General features: G+C 64.0%; 15 protein-coding genes. 10 read left to right on the plus strand and 5 right to left on the minus strand.

What is annotated here, in order from left to right; genetic code table 11:
• The first annotated feature begins 7 nt into the window (after nt 1-7).
• Entirely contained in the window at nt 8-877 is an 870-nt protein-coding gene (locus tag VNT00_RS16500) for a sulfurtransferase (RefSeq protein ID WP_325589456.1), read from the plus strand.
• Between the two features lie 26 nt (nt 878-903).
• Here VNT00_RS16500 and VNT00_RS16505 read toward each other — a convergent pair whose 3' ends face one another.
• Entirely contained in the window at nt 904-2031 is a 1128-nt protein-coding gene (locus tag VNT00_RS16505; protein ID WP_325589458.1) for an aromatic ring-hydroxylating oxygenase subunit alpha, read from the minus strand.
• Nucleotides 2032-2316: 285 nt separating this feature from the next.
• On the opposite strand from VNT00_RS16505, the gene VNT00_RS16510 reads away from it, so the two are divergent.
• The 9 genes from VNT00_RS16510 (at nt 2317) to VNT00_RS16550 (ending at nt 9784) form a co-directional block, all read left to right on the plus strand.
• Complete coding sequence (locus VNT00_RS16510; protein ID WP_325589460.1) at nt 2317-2616, plus strand: exodeoxyribonuclease VII small subunit; 300 nt, start codon at nt 2317-2319, stop codon at nt 2614-2616.
• A gap of 5 nt (nt 2617-2621) precedes the next feature.
• Entirely contained in the window at nt 2622-3539 is a 918-nt protein-coding gene (locus tag VNT00_RS16515) for a polyprenyl synthetase family protein (protein ID WP_325589462.1), read from the plus strand.
• Between the two features lie 5 nt (nt 3540-3544).
• On the plus strand, nt 3545-5422 hold the full coding sequence (gene dxs, locus VNT00_RS16520; RefSeq protein ID WP_325589464.1) for a 1-deoxy-D-xylulose-5-phosphate synthase: 1878 nt from the start codon (nt 3545-3547) through the stop codon (nt 5420-5422).
• Between the two features lie 100 nt (nt 5423-5522).
• Nucleotides 5523-6329: a GTP cyclohydrolase FolE2 gene (gene folE2, locus VNT00_RS16525; protein WP_325589466.1), complete on the plus strand. Its 807-nt coding sequence runs from the start codon at nt 5523-5525 to the stop codon at nt 6327-6329.
• A 320-nt stretch (nt 6330-6649) separates the two neighbouring features.
• Nucleotides 6650-7033, plus strand: coding sequence for a 30S ribosomal protein S6 (rpsF, locus tag VNT00_RS16530; protein ID WP_325589468.1), 384 nt, complete (start codon nt 6650-6652; stop codon nt 7031-7033).
• A gap of 25 nt (nt 7034-7058) precedes the next feature.
• Nucleotides 7059-7376 (plus strand): primosomal replication protein N, encoded by a 318-nt coding sequence (priB, locus tag VNT00_RS16535; protein WP_325589470.1) that lies wholly within the window; start codon nt 7059-7061, stop codon nt 7374-7376.
• Between the two features lie 100 nt (nt 7377-7476).
• Entirely contained in the window at nt 7477-7749 is a 273-nt protein-coding gene (gene rpsR / locus VNT00_RS16540) for a 30S ribosomal protein S18 (protein ID WP_113934181.1), read from the plus strand.
• 16 nt (nt 7750-7765) lie between these two features.
• Nucleotides 7766-8221 carry a 50S ribosomal protein L9 gene (gene rplI, locus VNT00_RS16545; protein ID WP_325589474.1) on the plus strand — a complete coding sequence of 152 codons (456 nt, stop codon included), beginning with the start codon at nt 7766-7768 and terminating at the stop codon, nt 8219-8221.
• Between the two features lie 183 nt (nt 8222-8404).
• Nucleotides 8405-9784 (plus strand): replicative DNA helicase, encoded by a 1380-nt coding sequence (locus VNT00_RS16550; RefSeq protein ID WP_325589476.1) that lies wholly within the window; start codon nt 8405-8407, stop codon nt 9782-9784.
• An 83-nt stretch (nt 9785-9867) separates the two neighbouring features.
• Here the strand turns inward: VNT00_RS16550 and pdxA are convergent, their stop codons facing one another.
• The 4 genes from pdxA to VNT00_RS16570 all read right to left on the minus strand — a co-directional run bounded on the left by pdxA (nt 9868) and on the right by VNT00_RS16570 (nt 13620).
• Nucleotides 9868-10866 carry a 4-hydroxythreonine-4-phosphate dehydrogenase PdxA gene (gene pdxA / locus VNT00_RS16555; RefSeq protein WP_325589557.1) on the minus strand — a complete coding sequence of 333 codons (999 nt, stop codon included), beginning with the start codon at nt 10864-10866 and terminating at the stop codon, nt 9868-9870.
• Complete coding sequence (locus VNT00_RS16560) at nt 10866-12491, minus strand: PhoH family protein (RefSeq protein WP_325589478.1); 1626 nt, start codon at nt 12489-12491, stop codon at nt 10866-10868. Before VNT00_RS16560 ends, pdxA begins: the two co-directional genes overlap by 1 nt.
• Before the next feature lie 207 nt (nt 12492-12698).
• Nucleotides 12699-13175, minus strand: coding sequence for a peroxiredoxin (locus VNT00_RS16565; protein WP_325589480.1), 477 nt, complete (start codon nt 13173-13175; stop codon nt 12699-12701).
• 4 nt (nt 13176-13179) lie between these two features.
• Nucleotides 13180-13620, minus strand: coding sequence for an Mth938-like domain-containing protein (locus tag VNT00_RS16570; protein ID WP_325589482.1), 441 nt, complete (start codon nt 13618-13620; stop codon nt 13180-13182).
• Between the last annotated feature and the right edge of the window lie 262 nt (nt 13621-13882).

A 13882-nucleotide genomic window follows, 5' to 3' on the forward strand; every position in this document is an offset into this window, starting at 1 on the left:
AACGGACATGTTCGATTTACTGATCAGTGCGGCACAATTGCGCGAGGGCCTTGCCGGGCCGGGATGGCTGGTCTTCGACGTGCGCCACGACCTGGCCGATCACGCGGCGGGACGGCGCGCCTACGAAGCGGGCCACGTGCCGGGGGCCATTTATCTGGACCACGAACTTCAGCTGGCCGCGCCGAAAACCGGCAGCAACGGCCGCCATCCCTTGCCCGCGCTGGCCGATTTTGCCGCGCTGATGCGCGCCCAGGGCCTGAGGCCCGGCATCCAGGCGGTCGTCTACGACGCGGGCAACAGCATGTTTGCCGCGCATTTGTGGTGGATGTTGCGCTGGCTGGGCCACGAAAACGTGGCGGTGCTGGACGGCGGCTGGCAGGCCTGGCTTGCCGCTGGAGGCGCCGTCGAAACGCGGGTCAATACGGGTTCCGTCACCGAGGCCCAGGCCCTGCAGGATCGCGGCTATGGCTCCGCGCCGGCGATGCCGGCCGTGGATGCCGCGGCGGTGCTGGCAAACCTGGAAGCGCCGGCATTCACGGTGGTCGACGCGCGCGCGGCAAACCGCTACCGGGGCGAGGTCGAGCCCATGGATCCAGTTGCGGGGCATATACCGGGGGCGCTCAATCGCCCCAATTCGCTGAATGTGGAGTCCGACGGGCGTTTCAAGCCGCCCGCCGCACTGCGCGCCGAGTTCGAGGCGCTGCTGGGCGGCGTGTCCGCGGCCGACGTGGTGCATCAGTGCGGGTCGGGCATTACCGCCTGCCACAACCTGTTTGCCATGGAGCTGGCCGGACTGAAAGGGTCGAGACTTTACCCTGGCTCGTGGAGCGAATGGTGCAGCGACCCCGGCCGTCCCGTCGCCCGCGGCGCCGGCTGAAGCGGCTGGAAACCGCGCGCCAGGCCCTAGGCTGCGCCGTCCATCATGCGCCTGTACCATGAATGGAAGTGCAGCATGCCGTCTTCCATGGGCGACTGGTAGGGGCCGGATTCGTTGACGCCCCGCTGCATCAGGGCTTTGCGCCCGGCATCCATGCGCTCGGCGATTTCATCGTCCTCGACCGCGGTTTCCATATAGGCCGCGCGTTGCGCCTCGACGAATTCGCGCTCGAACGCGGCGATTTCCTCGGGGTAGTAGAACTCGACGACGTTCACGGTTTCCTGGGGGCTGACCGGGTGCAGGGTGGACAGCACCAGCACATGGGGGTAAAGCTCGATCATGTGGGTGGGGAAGTACGTGACCCAGATGGCGCCGAAATCGGGGGCCTGGCCCGAGCGGTATTCCAGCAGGCGTTCGTGCCATTGCTGGTACACCGCGCTGCCCGGCTGGCTCAGCGCATTGTGGATGCCCACACGCTGCAGGCTGTAGCTGTCCGAGAATTCCCAGCTCAGGTCGTCGCAGGTGACGAAGCGGCCCAGTCCCGGGTGGAAAGGCCCGACGTGGTAGTCTTCGAGGTAGACCTCGATGAAGGTCTTCCAGTTGTAGCGGCACTGGTGGACTTCCACGTGGTCGAGGACGTAGTCGGAAAAATCGAACTCGGGCCGCTGGAACAGGGGCGCCAGGTCGCTGGCGGGGTCGCGCGGACCCTCGAACAGCAAGCCGTGGCAGTTCTTGAGCGTGAACTTCTGCAAGTCCATGCCGGGTGTTTCGGGGAACTGGGGGGCGCCCAGCAACTGGCCTTGCCTGCTGTAGGTCCAGCGGTGCACCGGGCAGACGATGTTGCCTCCGGTTTCGCGCAGATTGCCGCAGCCCGGCTCGCCGAACCCCAGCATGACCGCCTGCCTGTGGCGGCATACATTGGACAGCAGCTCGACCCCCTGGTGGTTGCGGACCAGCACGCGCCCGGCGTTTTCATGCGCAAGCGTGCGCCAGTCGCCGACCTCGGGGACGAGCTTTTCGTGCCCGATGTAGCGGGCTGAATTCTTGAAGATGAGCGACTGTTCGCGAGCAAAGATTGCGTCGTCGAAGTAGCTGTCAACGGATAATTGCGCGTGCGCCAGCGCAAAATGCGCTTCCCGACCAATGTCGGTCATGGATTTCCCCCCCGCCTGGATAAAACCGGAAAAGCCCTGCAAAGTGCAAAAAAAGCCCCGGTGCGAAGAAAAACGGCCCTGGCCGGTGAAAACAAAGACAATGATTGTACCTTGTTTTTTCTTTATAAAACAAGACCTATCCCGTTCGGGGCCGGAGCCCGGGCGGGGTGGGGCGCCGGCGCGGAATGTGTCCGGTAGGCTGTCCGGGCGCGCATCTCGTACAATCTGAGTATGCAATGAAACCAGGGCGGCGTCAGCCGGCCGTTTTTTGGGAACACCCTACCGATGGTCGATAAACAAGACGCCGTCCGTTCAACAGAAAGTCCGTCCGCCAGCGGCGCCAAGGCAAAAAAAGAACCGCTGCCCCAGGATTTCGAAACGGCGCTTGCACAGCTCGAGGCGCTGGTCGCCCAAATGGAAAGCGGCTCGCTGCCGCTCGAGCAATCGCTGGCTGCCTACGAAAAAGGCGTCGATCTGGCCAGAATCTGCCAGAACCTGCTCGATTCGGCCGAGCAGCAGGTCAAGGTTCTGCAGGGCAACCTTCTCAAGCCGTTTGCCCAGACGCCCGATGGCGGCGAGGACTGACCGGCATGAGCGGGCAACAAAAGGATTTTTCCTCGTGGCTGGGTGAGCGCGCGCAGCACATCGAAACCGTGCTCGACGGCTTCCTGCCCGAGGCGTCGATGCAGCCGGCGCGCCTGCACGAAGCCATGCGCTACGCGGTGCTGGGCGGCGGCAAGCGGGTGCGGGCCGCCCTGGTCTATGCGGCCGGGGAGGCCTCGGCGGCGTCCGGCGGCGCCTTGTCGCCGGCCCAGAACATTGCGCTGGATCACGCGGCGGCGGCCGTCGAGCTCATCCACGCGTATTCGCTGGTGCATGACGACCTGCCGTGCATGGATGACGACGCCTTGCGGCGTGGCCGCCCCACGGTCCACGTGCGGTTCGACGAGGCAACCGCCATGCTGGCGGGCGACGCCCTGCAGCCGCTGGCCTTCGAGCTGCTGTCCCAGATGCCGATCGCGCCGGCGCTCATCGTGCAGGCCACCGAGGTGCTGGCCCGCGCGGCGGGCAGCCTGGGCATGGCCGGGGGGCAGGCCATCGATTGCGCCAGCGTCGGCATGGTTCTTACCCGCGAGCAATTGCAAACCATGCACAGCCTGAAAACCGGGGCGCTGCTCCAGGCCAGCGTCCTGCTGGGCGGAATCGTGGCCGGCGCCAGCTCGACCACGCGCGCCGGGTTGGAAAGCTATGCCCAGACCGTAGGCCTGGCTTTCCAGGTGGCCGACGACATCCTGGACGTAACGGCCGATACCTCCACCCTGGGTAAAACGGCCGGCAAGGATGCCGCCGACAGCAAGCCCACCTACGTTTCCTTGCTGGGGCTGGATGGTTCGCGTGAATTGCTGCACGCCTTGCGCGACGAGGCCCATGCGGCGCTGCTGTCGTTGGGCGCGGCGGGCGGCCGCCTGCTCGAGGTGGCCGATTTCATAGTAAAAAGAGACCGTTGATTCGTATGGCTATCGTCTCACTAGACCAAATTCATTCGCCGGCCGACGTCCGATCGCTCGATCGGCGCCAGCTCAAAGACCTGGCCGGGCAGTTGCGCGAATTCGTCCTGCAATCGGTGTCCAGGACCGGGGGGCATTTGTCCTCCAATCTGGGTACGGTCGAGCTTACCCTGGCCCTGCATCATGTTTTCAATACGCCCGACGACCGCATCGTCTGGGACGTGGGGCATCAGTCCTACCCGCACAAAATACTGACGGGACGCCGCGAGGCCATGGCCCATCTGCGCCAGCAGGGCGGTATTTCGGGCTTTCCAAAGCGCAGCGAGTCCGAGTACGACGCCTTCGGCACGGCGCATTCGTCCACGTCGATTTCGGCCGTGCTGGGCATGGCGGTGGCTTCGCGCAACCTGGGGCTCGATCGCCAGCACATCGCGGTCATCGGCGACGGCGCCATGACGGCGGGCATGGCGTTCGAGGCCTTGAACAATGCGGGCGTCACCCCCGGCGTCAACGTCCTGGTGGTGCTCAACGACAACGACATGTCGATTTCCCCGCCGGTCGGGGCGCTCAATCACTATCTGGCCCGCCTGATGTCGGGACGCTTCTACGCCGCCGCCAAGAACGTGGGCCGCGCCGTGCTGCAGCATGTGCCGCCGGTGCTCGAGCTGGCGCGCCGCTTCGAGGGCCATGCCAAGGGCATGATGTCGCCCGCCACCTTGTTCGAAGAGCTGGGCTTCAATTATGTCGGCCCCATCGACGGCCACGATCTCGACGCCCTGGTCCCCACGCTGGAAAACCTGAAAGAGCTGGGCGGTTTGCAGTTCTTGCATGTGGTAACCAAAAAAGGGCAGGGCTACAAGCTGGCCGAGGCCGACCCCGTGCTGTATCACGGTCCGGGCAAGTTCGACCCTTCGGTCGGCATCCAGAAGCCCGCGACACCGCCCCGGCAAACCTTCACCCAGGTTTTCGGGCGCTGGCTGTGCGACATGGCGCAAGCCGACGAGCGGCTCGTGGGCGTGACGCCGGCCATGCGCGAAGGCAGCGGCATGGTCGAGTTCCACAAGCGCTTTGCGCAGCGCTATTTCGATGTCGGCATCGCCGAGCAGCACGCCGTCACGTTCGCCGCGGGGCTGGCCTGCGAAGGCCTGAAGCCGGTCGTGGCCATCTATTCCACGTTTTTGCAGCGCGGCTACGACCAGCTCATCCATGACGTCGCCCTGCAAAACCTGGACGTCACCTTCGCCCTCGATAGGGCGGGCCTGGTCGGGGCCGACGGCGCCACCCATGCGGGCAACTACGACATCGCCTTCCTGCGCTGCATTCCCAATATGGTGGTGGCCGCGCCGTCCGACGAAAACGAGGCGCGGCTGCTGCTCAACACCTGTTACCAGCATCCTGGGCCCGCCTCGGTGCGCTATCCGCGTGGAGCGGGCCGCGGCGCCGAAGTCGCCGCCGGGCTCGAAACCGTGCCCATCGGCGAAGGCCGGGTGTTGCGCGAAGGGCGCCGCATCGCCATACTGGGTTTCGGCACGCTGGTTCCCGAAGGCCTGAAGGCGGCCGAGGTGCTTGACGCTACAATGGTCGATATGCGCTTCGTGAAGCCGCTGGACGAAAAACTGCTGCACACGCTGGCGCTTTCCCACGATGCGTTCGTCACCCTCGAGGAGGGCGCCGTCATGGGCGGCGCGGGCAGTGCCGTGCTGGAATATTTCAGCGCGCAGGCCATGACTCCCGGCGTGCTGCAGCTGGGCCTGCCCGACCGCTTCATCGATCACGGCGAGCAAGCCGCCTTGCTCAGGTCGCTCGGGCTGGATGCCGCGGGCATCGAAAGCGCCGTCCGGGCGCGCTTCATGGCCGTCCAGGCACAAGACAAGTGCGCCTGAGCCGGCGGGAATATTCCGGCGGCTTTCCGCATCAGATATAGTGTGTAGTGTTTGTTTTTGGTCCACGCCCGTAGTCATCCGGGCACACTCAGGTTGAATTATGAATTCCTTGATTGATTCGGCAGTCGCCATGCCCGACGTTCAAAGCAGCGAGGATACTCGCCACATGCCCATCCAGCGGGTCGGCGTGCGAGGCGTGCGCTATCCGATGCTGGTTGCGGCGGCGGGCGGCCAGGCGCTGCCCACGATAGCCACCTGGGAGCTCACGGTTGCCTTGCCCGCCCACGAAAAGGGCACGCACATGTCGCGCTTCGTGGCGCTGCTCGAAGAGCATCGCGCCAAGCCCATGACGCCGCAGATGTTCAACGGCATGGCCCGGGCCATGCTGGAGCTGCTGCATGCCGAGCAGGGCGATATGTCCGCCAGGTTTCCGTATTTCGTCAACAAAGCGGCTCCCGTGTCGGGCGTGACCAGCCTGATGGACTACGAGGTCAAATGGACGGCCCGGGCCGGGGCCGACGGCTCGGACGAGTTCGAGCTGGGCCTGCTGGTGCCGGTCACCAGCCTTTGCCCATGCTCCAAGGCCATATCCGAATACGGCGCGCATAACCAGCGTTCGCACGTGTCGGTCGACCTGGTGTTCAGCGACATCGGCGAGCTCGACGTCGACGGGCTCATCGGCCTGGTCGAGCAGCAGGCTTCGTGCGAGCTGTGGGGCCTGCTGAAGCGGCCCGACGAAAAATACGTGACCGAGCGCGCCTACGAAAACCCCAAGTTCGTCGAGGACCTGGTGCGCGACGTGGCGGTGCGCATCAAGGCGGTGCCCGGCGTAAGCCGCTTCCGCGTCGAAGCCGAAAACTTCGAATCCATCCATAACCATTCCGCCTACGCGGTGGTGGAAGGCTAAGAGGCAGCCCGGCGCCGAGCCTTCTGGAAGGCGTCGGCGTTGCGGCAGGCTTCGGCCGGCGTGCGCGCCTGGATTTTCTGCAGCGCTGGCTAGTTTTTGTCCAGCATGGTATTATTAGCGGTTTCTTGCTCGACTCATGTCTATGTTTTTGCAGCCGGAGTTGCGACAGTTGTTGCAACAGCTGTTGTAACAACAGGGATTGCAAAACAGGAATTGCAACAACAGGCATTGGGCGGGCTGTCCCTTTTGATGGCTTTTATTCGGGGTTTTTGCGAAGCCCCGTGCTTGCTGCCAAAAGATTTCCTCAAGGAGTGTAGTTTATGCGTCACTACGAAGTAGTGTTTATCGTGCATCCCGATCAAAGCGAGCAAGTGCCCGCCATGATCGAACGCTATCAGTCCCTGGTTACCGGCAACGGCGGCCAGGTGCATCGTCTGGAAGACTGGGGCCGCCGCCAACTGGCCTACCCGATCCAAAAGCTGGTCAAGGCCCATTATGTGTGCCTGAACATCGAATGCAACCAGGCCACCCTGGACGAGCTCGAGCATTCTTTCCGCTATAACGACGCAGTGCTGCGTCATCTGGTCATCAAGACCAAGAAGGCCGAAACCGGCGCTTCCGTGATGATGAAGTCGGTCGAACGCGAAGAGGCTCGCAAGACCAGCGCGGAAGCTGCCGCGGCCAACACCGGCAACCAAGAGTAAGCGCCGGGTCGCCCTGGGCTTTAGCGTGAATCAGCTTGCATTGACAGCAGCGGCCATCGAGGTCAAGCCTTTAAGGTATACCCCGGCCGGACTGCCAGCGCTGGAAATGCTGTTGAGCCACGAATCCGAAATCGTCGAGGCCGGAATCGCCCGACGCGTCGAGTTCGTCATTCCCGCCATCGCTCTCGGAGACATCGCCTTGCTGCTGGTTGACACCCCCTTGGGCGCGTCGCTGTCGATAGAAGGGTTTCTGGCCCCTGTCCGGAAAGGCGCAAGCAAGCTGGTGCTGCATATGCAGCAGGCGAATCGGACCTTTGCCGGAGGCGCAACCGCCACCGTCTAGCAAGGCCGTCGGTAAATTCGAATTGCTCGAGTCCGTATCAATCCGCTCGATGCATGAACCATATAGCGGGGGATATCCCCCAAATTCAAAGAGGCACATTATGGCTTTCTTCAAAAAAGGCAAAGAAAAACGCAAGTTCACCCAACAGAATCCGCTGTTCAAGCGCCGCAAGTTCTGCCGCTTCACGGCAGCCGGCGTCGAGCAGATCGACTACAAGGATCTGGACACCCTGCGCGACTTCATCCAGGAAAACGGCAAGATCATTCCTGCCCGCCTGACCGGTACCAAGGCTCACTATCAGCGCCAGCTGGACACCGCCATCAAGCGCGCCCGCTTCCTGGCCCTGCTGCCTTACACCGATAACCACAACTAATCCGAGGCCCTTCGTCATGCAAGTCATTCTGCTCGAAAAAGTCGTCAACCTGGGTAACCTCGGTGAAGTCGTTCGCGTGCGCGACGGCTATGCCCGCAATTACCTGATTCCCCAAAAAATCGCCCGCCGCGCCACGGATGCGGCCTTGAAGGAATTCGAAGCCCGCCGCGCCGAGATCGAAAAGGCCCAGGCCGAAAAACTGGCAGCCGCCCAGGCCGCCGGCGAGAAGCTCAACGGCCTGACCCTCAAGATCACCCAGAAAGCGGGTGTCGACGGCCGTCTGTTCGGCTCGGTCACCACCATGGACATCGCCGCCGCGCTGGCCAAGGAAGGTTTCGACATGGTCGCGAAGTCGCAGGTGCGCCTGTCCGACGGCGCCATCAAGGCTGTGGGCGAGTTTCCCGCGCAAGTCGCCCTGCACGCCGATGTCGTCTCCGACATCACCGTGGTCGTCGTTGGCGAAATGGCCTAAGCGTCCGCAGGGGCGTGGTACATTGCTGATTCTTGGCAGTGTCGGCGTCACGCTGTAAAAAAAGCCGGCCCGTGGCCGGCTTTTTCTTTTTGTATTCTGTCGGTGCAGAGGGCCTGAAGGCCCGCCGCATTCGCTGTTCTGGCGGTTTACCGCGCAAGACCGGGGGTAATGATTTTGGAAAGCATGCAACTGTCCGGCGACACGCAACTGGATTACCTGCGCGTGCCTCCGCACTCCATCGAGGCCGAACAGTCGGTTCTGGGCGGCTTGCTGCTGGACAATGCCGCCTGGGATCGCATTTCCGACGTCGTGGGCGACGAGGACTTCTATCGGTTCGACCACCGCATCATCTGGCAGCACGTCACCCGCCTCATCGGGCTCTCGCGCCCGGCCGACGTGGTCACTGTGCACGAGTCCCTTGCCATCGCGGGCAAGGCCGAAGAGGTGGGCGGGCTGGCCTATTTGAACGCCCTGGCCCACAACACTCCGTCCGCCGCCAATATCCGCCGCTATGCCGAGATCGTGCGCGAACGCTCCATGCTGCGCAAACTGGTCTCGGTGGCCGACGAAATCTCCGCGGCCGCCTTCAACCCCAAAGGCAAAGAGGCCCGGCAACTGCTGGACGAAGCCGAGTCGCGCGTGTTCCAGATCGCCCAGGAGGGCTCGCGCGGCGTGTCCGGCTTCCAGGACATCCAGCCCTTGCTGACCCAGGTGGTCGAGCGCATCGACGAGCTCTATCACCGGGAGGGGGATTCGGACATCACCGGCGTTCCCACCGGCTTCAGCGACCTGGACCGAATGACATCCGGCCTGCAGCCAGGCGACCTCATCATCGTCGCGGGGCGCCCGTCCATGGGGAAGACCTCGTTCTCCATGAATATCGGCGAGCACGTGGCCATCGAGCAGGGTTTGCCGGTGGCGGTGTTTTCCATGGAAATGGGTGCGGTGCAGCTGGCCATGCGTATGGTCGGGTCGGTGGGCATGCTGGACCAGCATCGCATGCGCACCGGCAAGCTGACCGCCGACGACTGGCCGCGCCTGACTCATGCCGTGCAGCAGGTGCAGGAAGCCCAGATCTACATCGATGAAACCCCCGCGCTCAGCTCCATGGAGGTGCGCGCCCGGGCGCGGCGCCTGGCGCGCCAATGCGGCCAGCTCGGCCTGATCATCATCGACTACATGCAGCTCATGTCCGCCAATTCGGCGGGCGAGAACCGGGCGACCGAAATCTCCGAAATCAGCCGTTCGCTGAAGGGCCTGGCCAAAGAGCTCAACTGCCCGCTCATTGCTCTGTCGCAGCTCAACCGCAGCCTGGAACAGCGCCCCAACAAGCGCCCCGTCATGAGCGACCTGCGCGAGTCGGGCGCCATCGAGCAGGATGCCGACCTGATTCTTTTCATTTACCGGGACGAGGTCTACAACCCCGACTCTCCCGACAAGGGCACGGCCGAGATCATCATCGGCAAGCAGCGTAACGGCCCCATCGGCAGCGTGCGGCTTACCTTCCAGGGCGCCAGCACCCGCTTCCTGAACTTCTCGTCGGGCATGGGCGGCGGCATGTAGCGTGCGCCCGCTGCCGGGTGCATTCATGTAAATCGAATCCGATCCTTGCGGGGGCCGGCGTCCGGCGCGTTCCGGCGCCCCGTTCAGTCCCGCCCGGGCGTCATGGCCAGGGCCAGGTCGTAGGCGGCGCGCAGCGAGCTGGGATCCGCAATGCCCTGGCCGGCGATGTCGAAGGCCGTGCCGTGGTCGACGCTGGTGCGCACGAAAGGCAGGCCCACGGTGACGTTGACGCCGTGATCCACGCCCAGATACTTGACGGGAATAAGGCCCTGGTCGTGGTATTGGGCGACGACGATGTCGAATTCGCCCCGCCGCGCCCGCATGAATACGGTATCGCCAGGCCAGGGCCCGCTGGCGTCGATGCCTTCGCGGCGCGCCTGTTCGATGGCGGGGCCGATGACCTGTACTTCCTCGAGGCCGAAGCGGCCGTTTTCGCCGGCATGGGGGTTAAGTCCCGCCACGGCCACGCGCGGCGCCGCCACGCCTGCCTGCAGACAGGCCTTGTGCGCCAGGCGTATGGTGTTCAGTTCGGTGTCGGGCGTAATGAGGGCGCTGACGTTGGCCAGGGCGGTATGGATGGTTGCCAGGATGACGCGCAGTTCGGGGTTGGCGAGCATCATGGCGTAATGTTCGGTGCCGGTGCGCTCGGCCAGGATCTCGGTGTGGCCGGGGTAGTCGGCGCCGCCGGCCTGCATGGCTTCCTTGTTGAGCGGCGCCGTCACGATGGCCCTCAGCAGGCCGCGGCCTGCGTCGTCGATGGCCTGGCACAGGTATTCATAGGCGCCTCTGCCGGCCTGCGCGTTGAGCCTTCCGGGAGGAAGATCGGCCGGCAGGGGCAGCCAGCGATTGATCACGGGCACGACGCCGGGTGCGGCCGTGCCGCCGGCGGGGGAGTCCAGCTCCTGGATCCGCAGCATGGCGTCCAGCCCCAGGCGCCGCAGCGTGCTTTGCAGGACGCCCGCGTCGCCGTACACCACGCCGTGGTACGGCAAGCCCTGGGCGAACAGCTTGGCGATGATTTCGGGGCCGATGCCCGCGGCGTCACCCATGGTGATGCCGATGGGCGGGCCGGCCCGGGCCATCATAGCGCTTCGCTGGCGTAGTCGGCCAGGCGCGAGCGCTCGCCGCGCTGCAGGGTTATGTGGCCCGCGTGCGGCCATCCCTTGAAGCGATCCACGACATAGGTCAGTCCCGAACTGCCCTCGGTGAGGTAGGGGGTGTCGATTTGCGCGATATTGCCCAGGCACACGATCTTGGTGCCCGGACCCGCCCGGGTTACCAGGGTCTTCATTTGCTTGGGCGTGAGGTTCTGCGCTTCGTCGATGATCAGGAACTTGTTCAGGAAGGTACGGCCGCGCATGAAGTTCAGGGACTTGACCTTGATGCGCGAGCGGATGAGCTCCATGGTGGAGTTCTTGCTCCATTCCTGGGCGCCGTTGCCGCCGCCCGAACCCGACATGACCTCGTTGCCGGCCCCCAGGTGCAGGACTTCCAGGTTGTCCTCCAGGGCGCCCATCCAGGGCAGCATCTTTTCTTCCTCGGTGCCGGGCAGGAAGCCGATGTCGTCGCCGACCGGGACGGTGGCGCGGGTGATGATGATCTCGTTGTAGCGCTTGGTTTCCAGCGTCTGGGTCAGCGCCGCCGCCAGGGCCAGCAGCGTCTTGCCGGTGCCGGCCTGGCCCAGCAGCGAGACGAAGTCGCATTCGGGGTTCATCAGCAGGTTCAGGGCGAAATTCTGTTCGCGGTTGCGCGCGGTGATGCCCCACACATTGTTCTTGCCATGGCTGTAGTCGCGCAGCGTCGCCAGCACCGCGCTTTTGCCGGTGACTTCCTTGACCTGGGCGTACAGGGGCAGTTCGCCTTCAAAATAGACGAACTCGTTGACGATGAACTCGGAGCACAGGGGGCCCTTGATGCGGTAGTACGTCGTGCCGCCTTGCTGCCAGGACTCCACGTCCTTGCCGTGCTTGGTCCAGAAGTTCTCGGGCAGCGGCAGCACGCCGTCGTACAGCAGGTCCGAGTCGTCCAGGACATGGTCGTTGAAGTAGTCCTCGGCCTGCATGCCCAGGGACAGCGCCTTGAGCCGCATATTGATGTCTTTCGACACCAGGGTGATCTGGCGCTTGGGCATGGTTTCCTGCAGCGCGTGCACGACGCTGAGGATGACGTTGTCGGCCTTGCCGTGGGGCAGTTCGATGGGCAGTTGGGAGTGCAGCGCCGTGGTCTGGAAATGCAGGGATCCCAGCGCCTCCTGGTTGCCCAGGGTGTCGAGCGCTATGCCGTCCTTCAGTTTGCTGGAGGTGCCCACCAGGCCGTCCAGGAAGCGGCTGACCTGGCGCGCATTGCGCGCCACCTCGGACATGCCCTTTTTTTGGTGATCGAGCTCTTCGAGCACGATCATAGGCAGGAAGATGTCGTGTTCTTCGAACTTGAACAGCGAGTTGGGGTCGTGCAGCAGCACATTGGTGTCCAGGACGAACAATTTGCGCCGCGCCGCGGGCAGGCGGGTTTTCTTCTTGGGGCGCGCGCTGCCGACCACGGACAGGCGCGGCGACTCGGGAGACGGCGCGGGGGCTGCCGGGGGTTGTGCGGGTTGCTTGGCAACGGGAGCGGGCGGGACTTCGAGAATGTCAGACTCTTCCGCGAGCCGGGCTTCGGCGGCGCCAACGAGTGCTCCCATCAGGTTTGGCAGCTTGGGTAGCGGCATAAGGTGTGTGCTCCTGTGCGTTGTAAAGTCGTCGAAACAAAAATGTGCCCCCCACGCTGCGCCTTCGGCTTGCTGCCCCCCCAAGGGGGGCGCTTTTTGCCTTGGGGGCGGCCCGGCGGCAAAATATGCCCCTCACGCTGCGCCTTCGGCTTGCTGCCCCCCGAGGGGGCTTTTTTGCCTTGGGGCGGCCCGGCGGCAAAAATCGGGCTATTTATTGCCGGCGCGCTCCTTCAGTGTTTGCAGGACCTCGTCGACATGGCCCGGCACCCGCAGCTTGCGCCATTCGTGGACCAGGGTGCCTTCGGGGTCGATCAGGAACGTGCTGCGTTCGATGCCTCTTACCTGTTTACCGTACATGTTTTTCATTTTGATGACGTCGAAGAGGCTGCACAGCGTTTCGGCGCCGTCGGAAATGAGCGGGAAGGGCAGGCCCTGTTTTTCGGCGAAGCCGGCATGCGACTTGAGCGAATCGCGTGAAATGCCGATTACCGTGCATTCCGCGGCCAGGAAGTCCTTGTAATGGTCGCGGAAGTCCTGGGATTCGGTGGTGCAGCCCGGAGTGTTGTCCTTGGGATAAAAATACAGGACGGCCCATTTGCCCCGCAATGCGGCGGGGCTGATCTCGCCTTGCGTGCTTTGGGCGGTGAAGTCGGGCAGGGGCTGTCCAACGGTGACTTGGCTCATGGTTTTACGGCTCCAGGGGGAGAAGGGCGGCGACGACCCGCCGTCCTTCGGACATCAGAATGTTGTAGGTGCGGGCGGCGGCCTGGGTGCTCATGGCTTCGACGCCGATGCCAAGCTCGAGGAGGGGCTGGGTGACGTGGCGGGGCAGAAACCGCTGGGTATGGCCCGTGCCGATCAGCACGACCTCGGGGGCGCCATCGGGCTTTTGCGCGGGTTCGCCGTCGAGAAAGGCCATGGGATCGGCGGCGGCGTTTTCCAGGCCGGCAATCTGGCGCAGTTGCGCCGCGTTGATGTCGCCGACCTGGCTGACCTCCCAGCGCTGGATATCGCCTTCGGGACTAAAATAGACCGCGTGCTGGTAGGCGACGGCGTTGATTTCGATGTAGTCCGGACCGTAGGCGGTCACGGTGTTCAGCGCTGGATTCGATTCGGCTTGCAGTTGCACTCAAAAAACTCCCTTGATCACCTTGATCATAGCGCAATCCGGCGGCTTGCAGCATGCCGGGATTTCCGCCGTCCGCGTGCCCGGGAACCGCTCCGCAGGCTTCCGCCGGGGGCGAGGTTTCGTCGGTGGCCGGGTTTTGCCTGCCTACCCCTATCGTTTACACTAATGGGTTGTTTGCGGTATGTCCCGACTTCGGCTAGATTACATAGTTTGTTGCACTGCAACCAGTGCATCGCATGGGCGGCCGGGAAACAGGCCGCCG

The organism is Eoetvoesiella sp., from assembly GCF_035555955.1.
In the GTDB taxonomy this organism is placed as follows: domain Bacteria; phylum Pseudomonadota; class Gammaproteobacteria; order Burkholderiales; family Burkholderiaceae_B; genus Eoetvoesia.